A 17,971-nucleotide genomic window follows, 5' to 3' on the forward strand; every position below is an offset into this window, starting at 1 on the left:
AACGCGCGAGAATCGTGCGTGCACAGTGGCGCGTGCCGGCGGGGAGTTCAGGCAAAATAGAGGGCTGCTCGACTTACGTTTTCCTTGCTGCCATGTCCGCTGCCGACACCGCCCCGCTCAGTTCCTCTGATCTTACCCCGACCCCGACAATCCAGCTTGACGTGGATCGCGAGCGCCGCTTCGGCGGCATCGCGCGGCTGTACGGCGCCCCGGCGCTCGCCGCGTTCGAGGGCGCGCACGTGGCCGTGATCGGCATCGGCGGCGTCGGGTCGTGGACGGCCGAGGCGCTCGCGCGCAGCGCGATCGGCACGCTGACGCTGATCGATCTCGACAACGTCGCCGAAAGCAATACGAACCGGCAGATCCACGCGCTCGACGGCAATTACGGCAAGCCGAAGGTCGACGCGATGGCCGAGCGGATCGCGCTGATCGATCCCGCGTGCCGCGTGAACCGGATCGAGGATTTCGCGGAACCCGACACCTTCGACGCGCTGCTCGGCGGCGGCTTCGACTACGTGATCGACGCGATCGACAGCGTGCGCACGAAGGTCGCGCTGATCGCGTGGTGCGTCGAGAAAGGGCAGCCGCTCGTCACGGTCGGCGGCGCAGGCGGGCAGCTCGACCCGACGCGCATCCGCATCGACGATCTCGCGCTGACGATCCAGGATCCGCTGCTCTCGAAGGTGCGTGCGCAGTTGCGCAAGCAGCACGGCTTTCCGCGCGGGCCGAAGGCACGCTTCAAGGTCAGCGCCGTGTATTCGGACGAGCCGCTGATCTATCCGGAAGCGGCCGCGTGCGACATCGAGGATGGCGCGGAGCCGTCGACCGCCGCGCATGTCGCGGGGCTCAACTGCGCGGGGTTCGGTTCGAGCGTGTGCGTGACCGCGAGCTTCGGTTTCGCGGCCGCCGCGCATGCGTTGCGGGCGATCGCGGCGCGGGCCGCGGGTTGATCGGGGCGTCGATCGACGCGCAGAGGAATGTTGCGACGCGGCGGACCCGCCGCGCGCGATAAGGCGATTCGGCCAGGCCGCCGCGGCCCGGCCGGTCGTTCGTCAGTTGAGCGCCATGCTCAGCTTGCGCCGCCACGCGGCGACGAGTTCCGGGCGATCGCCCGCCAGCTCGAACACCGAGATCATCGTGCGGCGGCCGAGGTCGTCGCCATACGCGCGGTCGCGCAGCACGATTTCCAGCAACTGCTCGAGCGCGCCTTCGTACGCGCGGCGCGCGATCAGGCTCTGCGCGAGGTCGAAGCGTGCGTCGAGATCGGCTGGGTTCGCCGCGATGCGCGCCTCGAGCGCGTCGGTCGGCGGCAGGTCGGCCGTCGCGTCGAGCGCATCGAAACGGGTCTTGATCGCCTGGTAGCGCGGATCGCTGCCCTGCACGGTCTGCGGCGACAGGCGTTCGGCCTCGGCGCGTGCGGCGTCCACCTGGTTGTTCGCGAGCAGCAGTTCGATCAGGTCGAGCCGCGCGTCGTCGAAGCCGGGGTTCAGCGCGAGCGCCGCTTCGAGGTGGGTGATCGCATCGTCGTAGCGCGATTCGGCGATCGCGTATTGTGCGGCGCGGCGCTCGGCTTCGTCGGGCGCGGGCAGCAGCCGGTCGAGGAACGCGCGCAACTGGCCTTCCGGCAGCACGCCGATGAACTGGTCGACGGGGCGCCCGTCGGCGAACGCGATCACGTGCGGAATGCTGCGCGTCTGGAAGTGCGCGGCGAGCTCCTGGTTCTCGTCCACGTTCACCTTCGCGAGCTTCCAGCGGCCTTCGTAGTCGGCTTCGAGCTTTTCGAGCAGCGGACCGAGCGTCTTGCAGGGGCCGCACCACGGCGCCCAGAAGTCGACCAGCACGGGCGTGTCCAGCGACGCCTCGATGACGTCTTTCTCGAAAGTGGCAAGCGTGGTGTCCATGTCGTTCTCTTCGGTTCGAATGTCGTCAGGATGGGGGCGGCGCGCCCCTTTTTCAACGCGGCTTCGACTCGGGCAGCGGAATCCACTCGGTTTCGCCGGGCACCTTGCCCATTTCCTGGTTCGTCCACGCCCGTTTCGCGCGCTCGATCGCGTCGCGGCTGCTGGCGACGAAGTTCCATTCGATGAAGCGCTCGCCGTCGATCTTGGCGCCGCCCAGCAGCATCGCGCGCGCGCCGTTGCCGCTCGCGAGCGTGACGGTGGCGCCCGGTGCGAGCACGGCCATCTGCTCGGCCGGCACCGGCGTGCCGTCGATCGACAGGTCGCCGTCGACCACGTAGACCGCGCGTTCCTCGTGCGACGCGTCGAGTTCGAGGCGGCCGCCGGCCACGAATTCGGCGGCGACGTACAGCGTGCGCGAGAACGTCGTGACGGGCGAGCGCAGGCCGAACGCGTCGCCGGCGATCACCGTGAGCGACACGCCGTGCTCGTCGCGCTTGGGCAGCGTGTCGGCCGCATGGTGCTCGAACGACGGCTCGGTGGTCTCGTGGGCAACCGGCAGCGCGACCCAGGTCTGGATCCCGTGCACCGTGTGGCCGCTCGCGCGCTGCGCGTCGGGCGTGCGCTCCGAGTGGACGATGCCGCGGCCGGCCGTCATCCAGTTCACGTCGCCCGGCACGATCTCCTGCAGCGAGCCGAGGCTGTCGCGGTGCAGGATCGCGCCGTCGAACAGGTAGGTGACGGTGGCGAGCCCGATATGCGGATGCGGGCGCACGTCGAGACCGGTGCCGGCCGGCAGCGTCGCGGGCCCCATGTGATCGAAGAAGATGAACGGGCCGACGAGGCGTGCGGCGAGCGCGGGCAGCGTGCGGCGCACCTGCAGGTTGCCGATGTCGCGGATGTGCGGCTTCAGCAGGGCTTTGATCGGATCGGTCATGGCGGGCCTCGTGGGGAACGGCAGGAATGCCGGTCATTGTACTGGCGGCACGGCGGCCACGCGTGCAACGGGCAGCCGGATGTCCGCCGCGCGATGCGGCCGCGGGGCAGGCACGCGTCGTGCGGCGCGGCCACGGCGCCGTGCCTGGCGCCGATTCCATGTGCGCCGCGCGGGTATCGGGTCGCGCGGCGAAATTCGGTAGACTGAGCGGCGTTCAGGAAACCATCCGACAAAATCGAGGAGACGCCGATGATGGCCCCGAAGGACTTGCTGCTCGCGCTGGTCGTGATCCTGGCGTGGGGCGTGAACTTCGTCGTGATCAAGGTCGGCCTGCACGGCATGCCGCCGATGCTGCTCGGCGCGCTGCGCTTCACGCTCGCCGCGGTGCCCGCGGTGTTCTTCGTGCGCCGGCCGCAGATTCCGTGGCGCATGCTGATCCTGTACGGCGCGACGATCCAGCTCGGCCAGTTCGTGCTCCTGTTTACCGGCATGTACGTCGGCATGCCGGCCGGCCTCGCGTCGCTCGTGCTGCAGTCGCAGGCATTCTTCACGCTGGTGTTCGCGATGCTGTTCCTCGGCGAGCGGCTGCGCGTCCAGAGCCTGGTCGGGCTCGCGGTCGCCGCGGCCGGACTCGTCGTGATCGCTGCGCAGGGCGGCCGCGCGATGACGCTCGCGGGCTTCCTGCTGACCCTCTGCTCGGCCGCGATGTGGGCGTTCGGCAATATCGTCACGAAGAAGCTGGGCAAGGCCAACCTGGTGTCGCTCGTCGTGTGGGCGAGCCTCGTGCCGCCGGTGCCGTTCTTCCTGCTGTCGCTGTGGTTCGAGGGGCCGCAGCGGATCGAGGCCGCGCTGCTCGGGCTGAACGGCGCGTCGATCTTCGCGGTCGTCTATCTCGCGTTCGTCGCGACGCTGCTCGGCTACGGCTTGTGGAGCCGCCTGATGTCGCGTTATCCGGCCGCCCAGGTCGCGCAGTTCTCGCTGCTGGTGCCGATCGTCGGGCTCGCGTCGTCGGCGCTGCTGCTCGACGAGCATCTGACGGACGCGCAGCTGATCGGCGCCGCGCTCGTGATGGGCGGGCTCGCGGTGAACGTGTTCGGCGGGAAGCTCGCGCGCCGCTTCGCAGCGTCGTGACGCGCCGGCACGCAGCGCGTGCCGGCGGCGGGGAAGGGTGGCCGGTCAGGCCATCCGGCTCTTCGCGAGCGGCGGATTCGCGGCGAAGTAACGCTTGATACCGCGGAAGATCGCGTCGGCCATCTGGTCGCGATAGCTGTCGTCGTTCAGCCGGCTTTCCTCTTCCGGATTGCTGATGAACGCCGTCTCGACGAGGATCGACGGAATGTCGGGCGCCTTCAGCACCGCGAACCCGGCCTGCTCGACCGAGCCCTTGTGCAGCTTGTTGATGCCGCCGACTTCCTTCAGCACGTAGTTGCCGTAGCGCAGCGAATCGCGGATCTGCGCGGTCGTCGACATGTCGAACAGCGCGCGGCTGACTGCCGCGTCCTGCGTCTTGATGTTGATGCCGCCGATCAGGTCGGACGAGTTCTCCTTGTTCGCGAGCCAGCGCGCCGCGGCGCTCGACGCGCCGTGGTCGGACAGCGCGAACACCGACGAGCCGCGCGCGGACGGCGTCGTGAACGCATCGGCGTGGATCGACACGAACAGGTCCGCGCCGACGCGGCGCGCCTTCTGCACGCGCACGTTCAGCGGCACGAAGAAGTCGGCGTCGCGCGTCATCATCGCGCGCATGTTCGGCGCGCCGTCGATCTTCGCCCGCAGCTTCTTCGCGATGTCGAGCGCGACGTGTTTCTCGTACGTGCCGCCGCCGCCGATCGCGCCCGGATCCTCGCCGCCGTGGCCCGGGTCGATCGCGACCGTCAGCAGGCGCACGGTGCCGCCCTTGCCGGATTTCGGCGCGGTGAACTTGTAGGTGTCGCCGTCGTCCTCGCTGTCGTCGCGGCGCGCGATGACGGGCGGCGGCTTGACGGCCGGCTTCGCGGGCGTGGCAGGCGAGGACGGCGTCGCGGCGGCCGGCGGCGTGCGCGGTGCGGCCGGCGTGTTCTGCGCGAAGCGCTGGAAGAACGCGTCGCTGTTGTCGTTGCCCGCGACGGGCGGCGTCGCCGGCCCGTTCAGCGCGCTCGGCGGCTGCACCTGCTGCGCGCGCGCGGTGTCGTTGAGCGCCTGTTCCTTGCGTTCCGTCTGCGCGATCAGGTCGGTCAGCGGATCGGGCGCGACGGCCGGATACAGGTCGAACACGAGCCTGTACTTGTAGGTGCCGACCGGCGGCAGCGTGAACACCTGCGGCTTCACCGAGCCTTTCAGGTCGAACACCATCCGCACCACGTGCGGCTGATACTGGCCGACGCGCACCGACTGGATCTGCGGATCGTTCGGCGCAATCTTCGACACGAGGTCGCGCAGCGCCTGGTCGAGATCGAGCCCGTTCAGGTCGACGACGAGCCGGTCGGGACCCTGCAGCAGCTGTTGGCTATTTTGCAGCGGCTGGTCGGATTCGATCGTGACGCGCGTGTAATCGCGCGCGGGCCATACACGCACGCCGAGCACCGACGACGCGTGCGCGAGGCGCGGTGCGACGAGGCCGAGCACCAGCGTCGACGCGCCCGCGCACAGGATCTGGCGGCGCCGCCAGTTGTGCGTGGCGGTGGCCGCCGATTCGATCGAGCGGAACGGTTTGATCAACATCTTTCGAGACATGCCTTTCCTGAAGCGCTGTACGCACGGACGGTGAGGGCGCGGCCGTCGCCATCCACGTCGAGCGAGAAAACCAGATCGGGCACGCCGAGCAGGGGGCCCGCCTGCTGCGGCCATTCGACGAGGCAGATCGCGCTGGAATTGAAATACTCGCGAAAGCCTGCATCGGACCATTCGGCCGGATCGTTGAATCGATACAGATCGAAGTGATAGACCTCAAGTTCCCCGTCGTCGCGCGCGAACGCGTACGGTTCGACGAGCGTGTAGGTCGGGCTGCGCACGCGCCCCGGGTGGCCGAGGCCGCGCAGGATCGCGCGCACGAGGGTCGTCTTGCCCGCGCCGAGGTCGCCGATCAGCTGGATCTGCAGCCCGTTGAACGCGTGTGCATGGGCGAGTTCGCTGCGCGCCGCGTCGAGCGCGTGCGCGAAGCGGGTGCCGAAGGCCTCGGTCGCCGCTTCGTCGGCGAGTGCGATCACGCGCTCCGCGAGCGGGGCGGGCAGCGTGTCGGCATGAGGCGTATGGGACGTGGCTGGCATTCTCGTAAAATAGTGCGATGAACCGATTACCGGAACTCGCCGCATCCGACAGGCCTTCGACTCGTGCCGAAGGCGCGGCGCCGTGCGCGCTCGATGATGCGACGTTGACTGCGCTCGCCGCGCGCATCAGGGCGTGGGGGCGCGAATTGGGTTTCGGGGCGATAGGCATCAGCGATACCGATCTCTCGGATGCCGAAGCAGGCCTCGCCGCCTGGCTGGAAGCCGGGTACCACGGCGAAATGGATTATATGGCGAAACACGGGATGAAACGCGCGCGGCCGGCCGAACTTGTGGCCGGTACGCGACGCGTGATTTCCGCGCGGCTCGCCTATCTGCCGGCCGAAACGCTCGCCGCCGACGCGCCCGATGCGTCATCCGGCGCGCTCGCGCCGCACGACTGGCGCGCACGCGAGCGCGCGCGTCTCGACGATCCGCAGGCGGCCGTCGTGTCGATCTACGCACGCGGCCGCGACTATCACAAGGTGCTGCGCAACCGGCTGCAGACGCTCGCGGAGCGCATCGAGCGCGAGATCGGCGCATTCGGCTACCGCGTGTTCACCGATTCGGCGCCGGTGCTCGAGGTCGAGCTCGCGCAGAAGGCCGGGGTCGGCTGGCGCGGCAAGCACACGCTGTTGCTGCAGCGCGACGCGGGTTCGCTGTTCTTCCTCGGCGAAATCTACGTCGACGTGCCGCTGCCGACCGACGCGCAAACGGCGCCCGAGCGCGCGCCCGAGACGCCCGGCGCGCACTGCGGCAGCTGCACGCGCTGCATCGGCGCGTGCCCGACGGGCGCGATCGTCGAACCGTATCGCGTCGACGCGCGCCGCTGCATCTCGTACCTGACGATCGAACTGAAAGGCAGCATTCCGGAGCCGCTGCGGCCGCTGATCGGCAACCGCGTGTACGGTTGCGACGACTGCCAGCTCGTGTGTCCGTGGAACAAGTTCGCGCAGGCCGCGCCCGTCGCCGATTTCGACGTGCGGCACGGGCTCGACCGCGCGACGCTCGTCGAGCTGTTCGCGTGGGACGCCGATGCGTTCGACACGCGGATGCAGGGCAGCGCGATCCGGCGCATCGGTTACGAAAGCTGGCTGCGCAATCTCGCGGTCGGGCTCGGCAATGCGTTGCGCGCGCCGGCCGATCGGCTCGCACCCGAAGCGCGCACCGCGATCGTCGCCGCGTTGCGCGCACGGGCCGACGATCCGTCGCCGGTCGTGCGCGAGCATGTCGAATGGGCGCTGCGTGCCGCATGAAGGCGGCGTAAAGTGTCGTCGGCGCGCGGCGGCGCCGCGTGTTTCACCGGTCAGGAGAAGTTCATGTTCAACGCAGTCATCGACGCGCCGTTCGGCAAGGTCGGCATCCGCACCGATGCCGCGGTGGTGCGCGAGATCGTCTATCTGCCCGAGTCGGTCAAGTCGGTCGATCCGGATTCGCCGCTCGCGAAGCGCGCGGTCGAGCAGATCGAACGTTATTTCGAGCGTGCGTCGGCGCGCTTCGACCTGCCGCTTGCCGACGTCGGCAGTGCATTCCAGCACCGCGTGTGGAACGTGATCAGCGACATTCCGCCGGGCACGGTGCTGACCTACGGGCAGGTCGCGAAGCGGATCGGCAGCGCGCCGCGCGCGGTCGGCCAGGCGTGCGGCGCGAACTATTTCCCGCTCGTGATCCCGTGTCATCGCGTCGTCGCGGCCGGCGGCCTCGGCGGTTTCGCGAATCACGACGACAATGGCTATTACCAGAAAGTGAAGCGCTGGCTGCTGGCGCATGAAGGCGTGCCGTACTGATGAGCGAACCGTTGCTTTCCCCCGATTCCGATTCCGCATCCGACGCCAGCGATGGCGCGGCGGCCGCATCGCCCGCGCTGCTCGCGAGCCGCGCGTCGATCGACGTGTTCTGCGATGCGCTGTGGCTCGAGCACGGGCTCGCGCGCAACACGCTCGATGCGTACCGGCGCGACCTGGCGCTGTTTTCGCAATGGCTGGCCGCGACGCACGACACGTCGCTCGACTCGGCCGACGAAGCGATGGTGACGGGCTACATCGCCGCGCGCAGCGACGGCAAGGCAACATCGTCGAACCGGCGGCTGTCGGTGTTCCGGCGCTATTACGGCTGGGCCGTGCGCGAGCGTCACGCGAGCGCGGACCCGACGCTGCGGATCACGTCGGCGAAGCAGGCCGCGCGGTTTCCGTCGACGCTGTCCGAGGCGCAGGTCGAAGCGCTGCTCGGTGCGCCCGACATCGGCACGCCGCTCGGCCTGCGCGATCGCACGATGCTCGAGCTGATGTATGCGAGCGGGCTGCGCGTGAGCGAGCTCGTCACGCTGAAGACCGTCGAGGTCGGGCTCAACGAGGGTGTCGTGCGGGTGATGGGCAAGGGTTCGAAGGAACGGCTCGTGCCGTTCGGCGAAGTCGCGCACGGCTGGATCGAACGCTATCTGCGCGACGCGCGGCCCGCGTTGCTCGGCGCGCGCGCGGCCGACGCGCTGTTCGTGACCGCGCGCGGCGACGGGATGACCCGCCAGCAGTTCTGGAACATCATCAAGCGCCACGCGCAGCAGGCCGATGTGCGCGCGCACCTGTCGCCGCATACGCTGCGGCACGCGTTCGCGACGCACCTGCTGAACCACGGCGCCGACCTGCGGGTCGTGCAGCTGCTGCTCGGCCACAGCGACATCTCGACCACGCAGATCTACACGCACGTCGCGCGCGAGCGGCTGAAGACGCTGCACGCGCAACACCACCCGCGCGGCTAGCGCGGCGCGCGCCGGCCCACGCGCGGGATGCGGCCGGCGCCGCGCGTCACGCGAGTTCGCGCAGCTTGTGCTTCAGCACCTTGCCCGTCGATGCGGCGGGCAGCGCATCGAGCACGCGGATGCGCGCGGGGCGCTTGTACGGCGCGAGTCGTTCCGCGCACCACGCCTGCAGCGCGGCCTCGGTCGCGGCCGCGCCCGGCACCAGCTCGACGAACGCGAGCACTTCCTCGTTGCCCTCGACCGCACGGCCGACGACGGCCGCCTGCACGACGTCCGGGTGCGCGTTCAGCACCTGTTCGACCTCGACCGGATACACGTTGAAGCCCGAGCGGATGATCAGCTCCTTGCTGCGGCCCGCGATCGTCACCGAGCCGTCCGCTGCCTGGCGCGCGAGATCGCCGGTGCTGAGCCAGCCGTCCGGCGACACGGCCGCGCGCGTCGCGTCCGCGTTGCGGTAGTAGCCGAGCATCACGTTCGGCCCGCGCACGCGGATTTCGCCCACTTCGCCCGGCGGGACGTCGGTGCCGTCCGGTGCGACGATCCGCATCTCGACGCCCGGGATCGGCACGCCGACCGAGCAGTCGGTACGCGGTGCGTCGAGCGGCGTCTGCGTGATCGTCGGGCTGCTCTCGGTCATGCCGTAGCCGTTGTGCAGCGGCACGCCGTATACGCGCTCGACGCGCGCCTTCAGGTCGGCGTCGAGCGGCGAGCCGCCCGAATACGCGAAGCGCAGCTGCGGCGCGCGCCATGCGTGCGCGTGCGTGTGCAGGTGCTCGAGCAGTTTCGCGTGCATCGCGGGCACGCCCTGGAAGATCGTCACGCCTTCGTCGGCGAGCGCGACGCGCACGGCCTCCGGCGCGAAACGCGGCGCGAGCCGCAGCGTCGCCCCCGCGTACAGGCTGCCGAGGCAGACCGACGCGAGCCCGTACACGTGCGACACGGGCAGCACCGTATAGACGACGTCGTCGGGCGACACGCCGCGCAGCGCGCTCGACGTCGCCGCAATGAACAGCAGGTTGCGGTGCGACAGCATCACGCCTTTCGGCGTACCCGTCGTGCCGGTCGTGTAGATCAGCGCCGCGCACTGCGCGGCGCCATCGGGTGACACCGGCTCGTCGGGCGCGCTCGCGTCGACGCGGTACGACCACGCGCCGATGTCGACCGGCAGCGCGTCGGCGGGCGTCGCGTCGTGGCGTGCAGCGTGCGTGCGCGCATCGGGCGATGCTTCCGTCGCGAACGCGATCAGCTTCGGCCGCGCGTGCGCGGCGACCGCATCGAGCTCGCCGGCCGACAGCCGCGCGTTCGACACGAGCGCCCAAGCGTCGACGCGCGCGGCCGCGAACAGCAGCACGATCTGCGCGACGCTGTTTTCCGCGACGATCATCACGCGATCGCCGCCGCGCACGCCGAGGCGCGCGAGCCGCTCGGCGGCCGCATCGACGGCCCGCGCCAGCTCGCCGTACGACAGGCGGCGCGCGTCCTCGATCAGGGCCGGGTGCGCGGGTGCTTGCGCGGCCCAGCGGGCGGGCACGTCGGCGATGCGGCCGGGCAGCGCGGCGAGCAGTGCCGCGACGTCGAGCGGCGCGGATGAGCGGACAGGCGAGGACATGGCGTCTCCAGAAGAAGGGCCGGGCGGCGGCGCGGCGAGTTTTGCGAACGATCGTGCCATGACGGCGGGCGCGCCACAATCGGTCAATCGGGCAATAGCGGTTCGCGATGTCCGCAATGATGCCGGTGCGGCGCGGATCGGCTCGACGCGGCTGCGGCTGCGCTCGCCCGGGACAAAAGGGCCGCGAGTATACCGCCGGCGCCCGGTACGCTGTCGCGAAGGCGAAGGCGAAGGCGAAGGCGAAGGCGAAGGCGAAGGCGAAGGCGTGATGTGCTCGTGTGCAATGGCGTGCGATGCATGCGATGGCCGCAACGCCGCCCGCCCGCCGGTCGTTCGCCATTAAAATGCCGCCATGAGCAAATCCAGACACGTGTCCGAGACACCCGCGACCCAGCTGCTGCGCCGCCACGGCGTCGCGTTCGGCGAGCATCCGTACGATTACGTCGAGCACGGCGGCACCGGCGAGTCGGCGCGCCAGCTCGGCGTCGACGAGCACAGCGTCGTGAAGACGCTCGTGATGGAGGACGAGCACGCGAAGCCGCTGATCGTGCTGATGCACGGCGACCGCACGGTGTCGACCAAGAACCTCGCGCGGCAGATCGGCGCGAAGCGCGTCGAGCCGTGCAAGCCCGACGTCGCGAACCGCCATTCCGGCTATCTGGTCGGCGGCACGTCGCCGTTCGGCACGCGCAAGACGATGCCCGTGTACGTCGAGTCGACCATCCTCGAATTGCCGACGATCTACCTGAACGGCGGCCGCCGCGGCTATCTCGTCAGCCTCGCGCCGGCGGTACTCACGACGCTGCTCGGCGCGACGCCCGTGCAGTGCGCGAGCGTCGACTGAGGGTTTCACCTTCGTGGCAGGCCGCGCTCGTTCGGTAGAATGGGCGCCGTTTCGGCCGGTCGGCCCGCACGGCCGGCTGCCGCGGCCTGCCGGCGGTTCGCCGCGGCGGCGCCTGCCCCGACGGGCCGGCCCGCCGCGCCCGGCCGTCCCTTTACCGATACGTTGAAAGAAGAGTTTTCCGCATGCAGATCCTGCTCGCCGCACTTGTTGCCTACCTGATCGGTTCGGTGTCGTTCGCCGTCGTCGTCAGCGCCGCGATGGGCCTGGCCGATCCCCGTTCGTACGGGTCGAAGAATCCCGGCGCGACCAACGTGCTGCGCAGCGGCAACAAGAAGGCCGCGATCCTGACGCTCGTCGGCGACGCGTTCAAGGGCTGGTTCGCCGTCTGGCTCGCGCGGCACTTCGGGCTGTCCGACGTCGCCGTCGCGTGGGTCGCGATCGCCGTGTTCCTCGGCCACCTCTATCCGGTGTTCTTCCGCTTCCAGGGTGGCAAGGGCGTCGCGACAGCGGCCGGCGTGCTGCTCGCCGTGCACCCGGTGCTCGGCCTCGCGACCGCGCTGACCTGGCTGATCGTCGCGTTCTTCTTCCGCTATTCGTCGCTCGCGGCGCTGGTGGCGGCCGTGTTCGCACCGGTGTTCGACGTGTTCCTGTTCGGCACCGGCCACAACCCGGTCGCGTGGGCCGTGCTCGCGATGAGCGTGCTGCTCGTGTGGCGTCACCGCGGCAATATCTCGAAGCTGCTGGCGGGGCAGGAAAGCCGGATCGGCGACAAGAAGAAGGCGGCGTCCGACGGCGGCGCGCAGGACGGCGGGAAGGCCTGAGGAAGGGGATTGCCGCCGCCGCCCGCCGGGGCGCCCCGCATGCGGGGCCGGCGGCGCGGCGTGACTGTTCGACGGCGCGCTTGACGGCGCGGCCGACCGCGTCGATCAGTCGCGGAAGTTGTTGAAGTCGAGCGGGGTGTCGGTCACGTCCTTGCGCAGCATCGCGATCACGCTCTGCAGGTCGTCGCGCTTCGTGCCGGCCACGCGCACCGCATCGCCCTGGATGCTCGCCTGCACCTTGATCTTGCTGTCTTTCACGAGCCTGACGATCTTCTTCGCGAGGTCGCCCGTCACGCCCTTCTTCACGGTGACGACCTGCTTGACCTTGTCGCCGCCGATCTTCTCGACCTTGCCGTAGTCGAGGAAGCGCACGTCGACGTTGCGCTTCGCGAGCTTGTTGATCAGCACGTCCTTGACCTGGCCGAGCTTGAAATCGTCGTCGGCGAACAGCGTCAGCTCGCGCTCCTTCTGCTCGACGCGCGCGTCGGAGCCCTTGAAGTCGAAGCGCGTCGAAATTTCCTTGTTCGACTGCTCGATGGCGTTCTTCACTTCGATCATGTTCGCTTCGGAAACGACGTCGAACGATGGCATGGCATTCTCCCTTGAGATGCGGGCGCCCGGCTCGCGCGCGGGCACTCGCTATAATTGCGGACTGTTTGCCATTTTACCGATGCCCCTCCGTTTGCCCAAGGCCGGCTGTCTGCCCGCCCGGCGGACGTGAACGCGAATGCCGATGCCTCCTGACGATTCCGCCCTGTCGCTGCTCCCCGACCATCCGCTCGCCGCGCACAACACGTTCGGCATTGCCGCGAAGGCGCGCTTTGCCGCGCGCGTCACGCATGCGGCGCAGTTCGAGGCGCTGCACCGCGACCCGCGCGTCGCATCGCTGCCGCAGCTCGTGCTCGGCGGCGGCAGCAACGTCGTGTTCACGCGCGATTTCGACGGCGTCGTGCTGCTCGACGAGATCGCCGGCCGTCGCGTCGTGCGCGAGGACGACGACGCATGGTACGTCGAGGCCGGCGGCGGCGAGACCTGGCACGCGTTCGTCGCGTGGACGCTCGAGCACGGGATGCCGGGCCTCGAGAACCTTGCACTGATTCCGGGCACCGTCGGCGCCGCGCCGATCCAGAACATCGGCGCGTACGGCCTCGAGATGAAGACCTATTTCGACTCGCTGGTCGCCGTCGAGCTCGCGACGGGGCGCAGCGAGCGCTTCGACGCCGCGCGCTGCGGGTTCGGCTATCGCGACAGCTTCTTCAAGCGGGAAGGGCGCGGCCGCTTCGCGATCGTCGCCGTGACGTTCCGGCTGCCCAAGCGCTGGACGCCGCGGCTCGGCTACGCGGACGTCACGCGCGAGCTCGACGCACGCGGCATCGCGCCGGACGCCGCGACCCCGCGCGACGTGTTCGACGCCGTTGTCGCGATTCGCCGCGCGAAGCTGCCCGATCCGCTCGTGCTCGGCAACGCGGGCAGTTTCTTCAAGAATCCGGTGATCGACGTCGCGCAGTTCGATGCGCTGCGCGCGCGCACACCCGAAGTCGTGTCGTATCCGCAGCCGGACGGGCAGGTGAAGCTCGCGGCCGGCTGGCTGATTGACCGCTGCGGCTGGAAAGGGCGCGCGCTCGGCGCGGCGGCCGTGCACGACCGGCAGGCGCTCGTGCTGGTCAATCGCGGCGGCGCGACGGGCGCCGACGTGCTCGCGCTGGCGCGCGCGATCCAGGACGACGTGCGCGAACGGTTCGGCGTCGAGCTCGAACCCGAGCCCGTGTGCCTGTAACGCGGTGTTGCGCCGCGCGGTTCATTCGCGTTCGTCCGACCCAACAAAAAAGCGCCGATCGACGACGATCGGCGCTTTTTTTCGCATGCCGCGCGGATGGCGGCGACGCGCGCGTAATGCGCACGTAATGCGTGCGGCGGTCAGTGCTTGAGGCGGCCGAGCAGCAGGAACTCCATCAGCGCCTTCTGCACGTGCAGGCGGTTTTCCGCCTCGTCCCACACGACGCTCTGCGGGCCGTCGATCACGCCGGCCGTCACTTCCTCGCCGCGGTGCGCGGGCAGGCAGTGCATGAAGAGCGCGTCGGGATTCGCGTGCCCCATCATTTCCTCGTCGACGCACCAGTCGGCAAACGCCTGCTTGCGCGCTTCGTTCTCGGCTTCGAAGCCCATGCTCGTCCACACGTCGGTCGTCACGAGATCGGCGCCCTTGCACGCTTCGTTCGGATCGTCGAACACCTCGTAGAACGGCGCGCTGTCCGGCGCCACCAGCTTCATGTCGAGCGCATAGCCCGGCGGCGTCGACAGGCGCAGCTTGAAGCCGAGGATCTGCGCGGCTTCGATCCACGTGTACAGCATGTTGTTCGCATCGCCGACCCACGCGACCGTCTTGCCGGCGATCGGGCCGCGGTGCTCGTAGTACGTGAAGATGTCGGCGAGCACCTGGCACGGGTGGTATTCGTTGGTCAGGCCGTTGATCACCGGCACGCGGGAGTTTTCCGCGAAGCGCGTGATCACGTCCTGCTCGAACGTGCGGATCATGATGATGTCGACCATCCGCGAGATGACCTGCGCGGAATCCTCGACCGGCTCGCCGCGGCCGAGCTGCGTGTCGCGCGTGCTCATGAACACCGCGTGGCCGCCGAGCTGGAAGATGCCGGCTTCGAACGACAGGCGCGTGCGCGTCGAGCTCTTCTCGAAGATCATCGCGAGCGTGCGGTCGTGCAGCGGGTGATAGGTCTCGTAGTTCTTGAACTTGCGCTTCAGGATACCCGTGCGTTCGAGCACGTACTCGTAGTCTTCCAGCGAGAAATCCTTGAACTGCAGGTAGTGACGAATGGTTTTGGCGGTCATGAAACGAAATACGGCGGGTCTGAACCGGCCGCGCGGCCGGACGGCGCCGCCGTCGGGTGTGGATAACTCAAAGCAGCATAATGGATTTTCTGTGCTTTGACGAGCCGCGACGAAAACCGGGTTGGGATCGTGGCGCACGCTGGAAGGCGCCGGAAGAGGGGCGGCGAGACGACGCGCGATGCCGCGCTGCGGTATAATCCAAAAGTTTTCTCCAGCCCGGCAGGCAAGCCTCTTCGCGCTCTGCTGGACACAAGCCATGCGCTGCACAAATCCGGTGCGGCGCGTCGGCGGCACGCCTCGACAGCCTGTTTTTTCGGGATATCGGAGCGCGAGTGCCGCTGTCCGCTCGAGCTTTGTGTTCGCGTATCCGGGCGCTGTCGCCTGGACATCGCCGGGCCGTCACTTGGGTAACCACATGGCTGAAACCCCTCCGACCGAATTCTTCATCCAGGGCATTACGAAAGACGGGAAAAAGTTTCGCCCGAGCGACTGGTCGGAGCGTCTGGCCGGCGTGATGGCCTGCTTCGGGCCCGGTGCGAGCGGGCCGAACGCGCGCCTGAAATATTCGCTGTACGTGCGCCCGACGATGCTCGGCGACCTCAAATGCGTGATCCTCGATTCCCGGCTGCGCGACGTCGAGCCGATGGCGTTCGATTTCGTGCTGAATTTCGCGAAGGACAACAACCTCGTCGTCACCGAAGCGTGCGAGCTGCCGGACTACCACGAGAAGAAGTGAGTTCGACGGGCGAGGGCGGGTGCCGCGCCCCTGCCTGGCGGTCGCCCGGCGCGATGTGCGGGCGACGCACAGCAAAAAAGCCCGCCTAGGCGGGCTTTTTTGCGATCGCAGGAAACAGGAGCGCCCGCCGAAGCGGGCACGCCGGATTTACGCTGCTGCCTGCAGACCCTTGACGGCTGCGGCGAGGCGGCTCTTGCTGCGAGCGGCCTTGTTCTTGTGAACGATCTTCTTGTCGGCGATCGTGTCGATCGTCTTCACGGCAGCCTTGAACAGCTCGGCAGCCTTTGCCTGGTCGCCGGCTTCAACAGCCTTGCGAACCGACTTGATCGCGGTACGGAATTTCGAGCGCAGCGCCGAGTTGTGCGAATTTGCCTTCGCGGCTTGGCGGGCGCGCTTGCGTGCTTGTGCGGAGTTAGCCATGACGGTTCCTTATCCTGTCCTGTTTCCAGAGCTTGGAGCCTGACGGCCAAGCGCTGCTTTTCGATCCGTCCCCTGAGAGCGATTGCCCAGGGGCGCATAAAAAACGGTGATTTTAACCGAGGCCGAGACATGAAAACGACAGGCGCCGTGCATGTAACAGGCTCAGAAACCGGCGATTATAGCAACAAAATCAAGCGGGTGGCAAGGTCAACGTGACGTCGGCCGGACGGGGGCGCCGGCGACGCGCGCCCTTTTCGCCATCCGTCCGTGCCGGGCCACGCAACGTCCGTATAATAAGTGCCCCATGAATCTATTCCGAGCCCTGCTGACGGTCAGCGGCTTCACGCTGCTGTCGCGCGTGACCGGACTGGCCCGCGAGACGCTGATCGCCCGTGCGTTCGGCGCCAGTCAATACACCGACGCGTTCTACGTCGCTTTCCGCATTCCGAACCTGCTGCGCCGCCTGTCTGCCGAAGGCGCGTTCTCGCAGGCGTTCGTGCCGATCCTGGCCGAGTTCAAGAACCAGCAGGGGCACGATGCGACCAAGGCGCTCGTCGACGCGATGTCGACCGTGCTCGCGTGGGCGCTCGCCGTGCTGTCGGTCGTCGGGATCGCCGGCGCGTCGTGGGTCGTGTTCGCGGTCGCGTCCGGCCTGCATACCGACGGGCAGGCGTTCCCGCTCGCGGTCACGATGACGCGGATCATGTTCCCGTACATCGTGTTCATCTCGCTGACGACGCTCGCGTCAGGCGTGCTCAATACCTACAAGAGCTTCTCGCTGCCGGCGTTCGCGCCGGTGCTGCTCAACGTCGCGTTCATCGCCGCGGCCGTGTTCGTCGCGCCGCACCTGAAGGTGCCGGTCTACGCGCTCGCGTGGGCCGTCATCGTGGGCGGCGTACTGCAGTTCATCGTGCAGCTGCCGGGGCTGAAGAAGATCGACATGGTGCCGCTGATCGGCCTCAACCCGGTGCGCGCGCTGCGTCATCCCGGCGTGAAGCGGGTGCTCGCCAAGATGGTGCCCGCGACGTTCGCGGTGTCGGTCGCGCAGCTGTCGCTGATCATCAACACCAACATCGCGTCGCGGCTCGGGCAGGGCGCGGTCTCGTGGATCAACTACGCCGACCGCCTGATGGAGTTCCCGACCGCGCTGCTCGGCGTCGCGCTCGGCACGATCCTGTTGCCGAGCCTGTCGAAGGCGCACGTCGACGCCGATTCGCATGAATATTCGGCGCTGCTCGACTGGGGGCTGCGCGTCACGTTCCTGCTCGCGGCGCCGAGCGCGCTCGCGCTGTTCTTCTTCGCGACGCCGCTCACCGCGACGCTGTTCAACTACGGCAAGTTCGACGCGCATACGGTCACGATGGTCGCGCGCGCGCTCGCGACCTACGGGATCGGTCTCGTCGGCATCATCCTGATCAAGATCCTCGCGCCGGGCTTCTACGCGAAGCAGGACATCAAGACGCCGGTGAAGATCGCGATCGGCGTGCTGATCGTCACGCAGATCTCGAACTACGTGTTCGTGCCGCTGATCGGCCATGCGGGCCTCACGCTGAGCATCGGCGTCGGTGCCTGCCTGAACTCGCTGCTGCTGTTCCTCGGGCTGCGCAAGCGCGGCATCTACCAGCCGTCGCCCGGCTGGCTGCGCTTCTTCGTGCAGCTGATCGGCGCGGCGCTCGTGCTCGCCGGCCTGATGCACTGGTGCGCGATCAACTTCGACTGGGCCGGCATGCGTGCGCAGCCGCTCGATCGCATTGCACTGATGGCCGCGTGCCTCGTGCTGTTCGCTGCACTATATTTCGGTATGTTGTGGGTGATGGGCTTCAAATACGCTTACTTCAGAAGGCGCGCCAAGTGACGACCGC

At 68.6% G+C, this 17,971-nt stretch carries 19 protein-coding genes; 11 read left to right on the plus strand and 8 right to left on the minus strand.

Going from position 1 to position 17,971, the window contains the following annotated elements; genetic code table 11:
* Positions 1-92 precede the first annotated feature (92 nt).
* The gene (gene tcdA / locus U4Z31_RS03045; RefSeq protein ID WP_321809390.1) at positions 93-950 is read left to right on the plus strand and encodes a tRNA cyclic N6-threonylcarbamoyladenosine(37) synthase TcdA; all 858 of its coding nucleotides are present in this window, start codon (positions 93-95) and stop codon (positions 948-950) included.
* A gap of 102 nt (positions 951-1,052) precedes the next feature.
* Here the strand turns inward: tcdA and trxA are convergent, their stop codons facing one another.
* Both trxA and U4Z31_RS03055 read right to left on the minus strand, forming a co-directional pair.
* A complete protein-coding gene (gene trxA, locus U4Z31_RS03050; protein ID WP_321809391.1) occupies positions 1,053-1,901 on the minus strand; it encodes a thioredoxin in 849 nt (282 codons plus the stop codon).
* Between the two features lie 52 nt (positions 1,902-1,953).
* Positions 1,954-2,835: a pirin family protein gene (locus U4Z31_RS03055; protein ID WP_321809392.1), complete on the minus strand. Its 882-nt coding sequence runs from the start codon at positions 2,833-2,835 to the stop codon at positions 1,954-1,956.
* Positions 2,836-3,087: 252 nt separating this feature from the next.
* Here U4Z31_RS03055 and U4Z31_RS03060 point away from each other — a divergent pair, with 252 nt between their 5' ends.
* Entirely contained in the window at positions 3,088-3,966 is an 879-nt protein-coding gene (locus U4Z31_RS03060) for an EamA family transporter (RefSeq protein WP_185640843.1), read from the plus strand.
* 45 nt (positions 3,967-4,011) lie between these two features.
* On the opposite strand, the gene U4Z31_RS03065 is transcribed toward U4Z31_RS03060, so the two are convergent.
* The gene (locus tag U4Z31_RS03065) at positions 4,012-5,547 is read right to left on the minus strand and encodes an N-acetylmuramoyl-L-alanine amidase (RefSeq protein WP_044848560.1); all 1,536 of its coding nucleotides are present in this window, start codon (positions 5,545-5,547) and stop codon (positions 4,012-4,014) included.
* Complete coding sequence (gene tsaE / locus U4Z31_RS03070; RefSeq protein ID WP_044848561.1) at positions 5,529-6,080, minus strand: tRNA (adenosine(37)-N6)-threonylcarbamoyltransferase complex ATPase subunit type 1 TsaE; 552 nt, start codon at positions 6,078-6,080, stop codon at positions 5,529-5,531. Before tsaE ends, U4Z31_RS03065 begins: the two co-directional genes overlap by 19 nt.
* Positions 6,081-6,097: 17 nt before the next feature.
* Here tsaE and queG point away from each other — a divergent pair, with 17 nt between their 5' ends.
* The 3 genes from queG to xerD all read left to right on the plus strand — a co-directional run bounded on the left by queG (position 6,098) and on the right by xerD (position 8,832).
* Positions 6,098-7,333, plus strand: a complete 1,236-nt coding sequence (queG, locus tag U4Z31_RS03075; RefSeq protein ID WP_044848562.1) for a tRNA epoxyqueuosine(34) reductase QueG — start codon at positions 6,098-6,100, stop codon at positions 7,331-7,333.
* Positions 7,334-7,396: 63 nt separating this feature from the next.
* The gene (locus tag U4Z31_RS03080; RefSeq protein WP_124486964.1) at positions 7,397-7,864 is read left to right on the plus strand and encodes a methylated-DNA--[protein]-cysteine S-methyltransferase; all 468 of its coding nucleotides are present in this window, start codon (positions 7,397-7,399) and stop codon (positions 7,862-7,864) included.
* Entirely contained in the window at positions 7,864-8,832 is a 969-nt protein-coding gene (gene xerD, locus U4Z31_RS03085; protein ID WP_321809393.1) for a site-specific tyrosine recombinase XerD, read from the plus strand. The genes U4Z31_RS03080 and xerD overlap by 1 nt, the downstream gene beginning before the upstream one ends.
* Positions 8,833-8,878: 46 nt before the next feature.
* Here xerD and U4Z31_RS03090 read toward each other — a convergent pair whose 3' ends face one another.
* On the minus strand, positions 8,879-10,441 hold the full coding sequence (locus U4Z31_RS03090) for a class I adenylate-forming enzyme family protein (RefSeq protein WP_321809394.1): 1,563 nt from the start codon (positions 10,439-10,441) through the stop codon (positions 8,879-8,881).
* Between U4Z31_RS03090 and U4Z31_RS03095 the strand changes: the two genes are divergently transcribed.
* The 3 genes from U4Z31_RS03095 (at position 10,440) to plsY (ending at position 12,106) form a co-directional block, all read left to right on the plus strand.
* Entirely contained in the window at positions 10,440-10,784 is a 345-nt protein-coding gene (locus U4Z31_RS03095; RefSeq protein ID WP_321809395.1) for a hypothetical protein, read from the plus strand. The two genes, U4Z31_RS03090 and U4Z31_RS03095, sit on opposite strands and share 2 nt — an antisense overlap.
* Before the next feature lie 9 nt (positions 10,785-10,793).
* Positions 10,794-11,285, plus strand: coding sequence for a Cys-tRNA(Pro) deacylase (gene ybaK, locus U4Z31_RS03100; protein ID WP_044848566.1), 492 nt, complete (start codon positions 10,794-10,796; stop codon positions 11,283-11,285).
* A 182-nt stretch (positions 11,286-11,467) separates the two neighbouring features.
* On the plus strand, positions 11,468-12,106 hold the full coding sequence (plsY, locus tag U4Z31_RS03105) for a glycerol-3-phosphate 1-O-acyltransferase PlsY (RefSeq protein ID WP_044848567.1): 639 nt from the start codon (positions 11,468-11,470) through the stop codon (positions 12,104-12,106).
* 105 nt (positions 12,107-12,211) lie between these two features.
* On the opposite strand, the gene U4Z31_RS03110 is transcribed toward plsY, so the two are convergent.
* A complete protein-coding gene (locus U4Z31_RS03110) occupies positions 12,212-12,697 on the minus strand; it encodes a YajQ family cyclic di-GMP-binding protein (protein ID WP_014896235.1) in 486 nt (161 codons plus the stop codon).
* 136 nt (positions 12,698-12,833) lie between these two features.
* On the opposite strand from U4Z31_RS03110, the gene murB reads away from it, so the two are divergent.
* Positions 12,834-13,883, plus strand: coding sequence for a UDP-N-acetylmuramate dehydrogenase (gene murB / locus U4Z31_RS03115; protein ID WP_321809396.1), 1,050 nt, complete (start codon positions 12,834-12,836; stop codon positions 13,881-13,883).
* Between the two features lie 140 nt (positions 13,884-14,023).
* On the opposite strand, the gene argF is transcribed toward murB, so the two are convergent.
* Positions 14,024-14,953 (minus strand): ornithine carbamoyltransferase, encoded by a 930-nt coding sequence (gene argF / locus U4Z31_RS03120; protein WP_124486968.1) that lies wholly within the window; start codon positions 14,951-14,953, stop codon positions 14,024-14,026.
* A 415-nt stretch (positions 14,954-15,368) separates the two neighbouring features.
* On the opposite strand from argF, the gene U4Z31_RS03125 reads away from it, so the two are divergent.
* Complete coding sequence (locus U4Z31_RS03125) at positions 15,369-15,689, plus strand: DUF3579 domain-containing protein (RefSeq protein ID WP_044848570.1); 321 nt, start codon at positions 15,369-15,371, stop codon at positions 15,687-15,689.
* A gap of 147 nt (positions 15,690-15,836) precedes the next feature.
* Here U4Z31_RS03125 and rpsT read toward each other — a convergent pair whose 3' ends face one another.
* The gene (gene rpsT, locus U4Z31_RS03130; protein WP_006482211.1) at positions 15,837-16,109 is read right to left on the minus strand and encodes a 30S ribosomal protein S20; all 273 of its coding nucleotides are present in this window, start codon (positions 16,107-16,109) and stop codon (positions 15,837-15,839) included.
* 304 nt (positions 16,110-16,413) lie between these two features.
* On the opposite strand from rpsT, the gene murJ reads away from it, so the two are divergent.
* Positions 16,414-17,964, plus strand: a complete 1,551-nt coding sequence (gene murJ, locus U4Z31_RS03135) for a murein biosynthesis integral membrane protein MurJ (protein ID WP_044848571.1) — start codon at positions 16,414-16,416, stop codon at positions 17,962-17,964.
* Positions 17,965-17,971 lie beyond the last annotated feature (7 nt).

It is taken from the genome of Burkholderia sp. BCC1985, from assembly GCF_905339915.1.
In the GTDB taxonomy this organism is placed as follows: Bacteria; Pseudomonadota; Gammaproteobacteria; order Burkholderiales; family Burkholderiaceae; genus Burkholderia.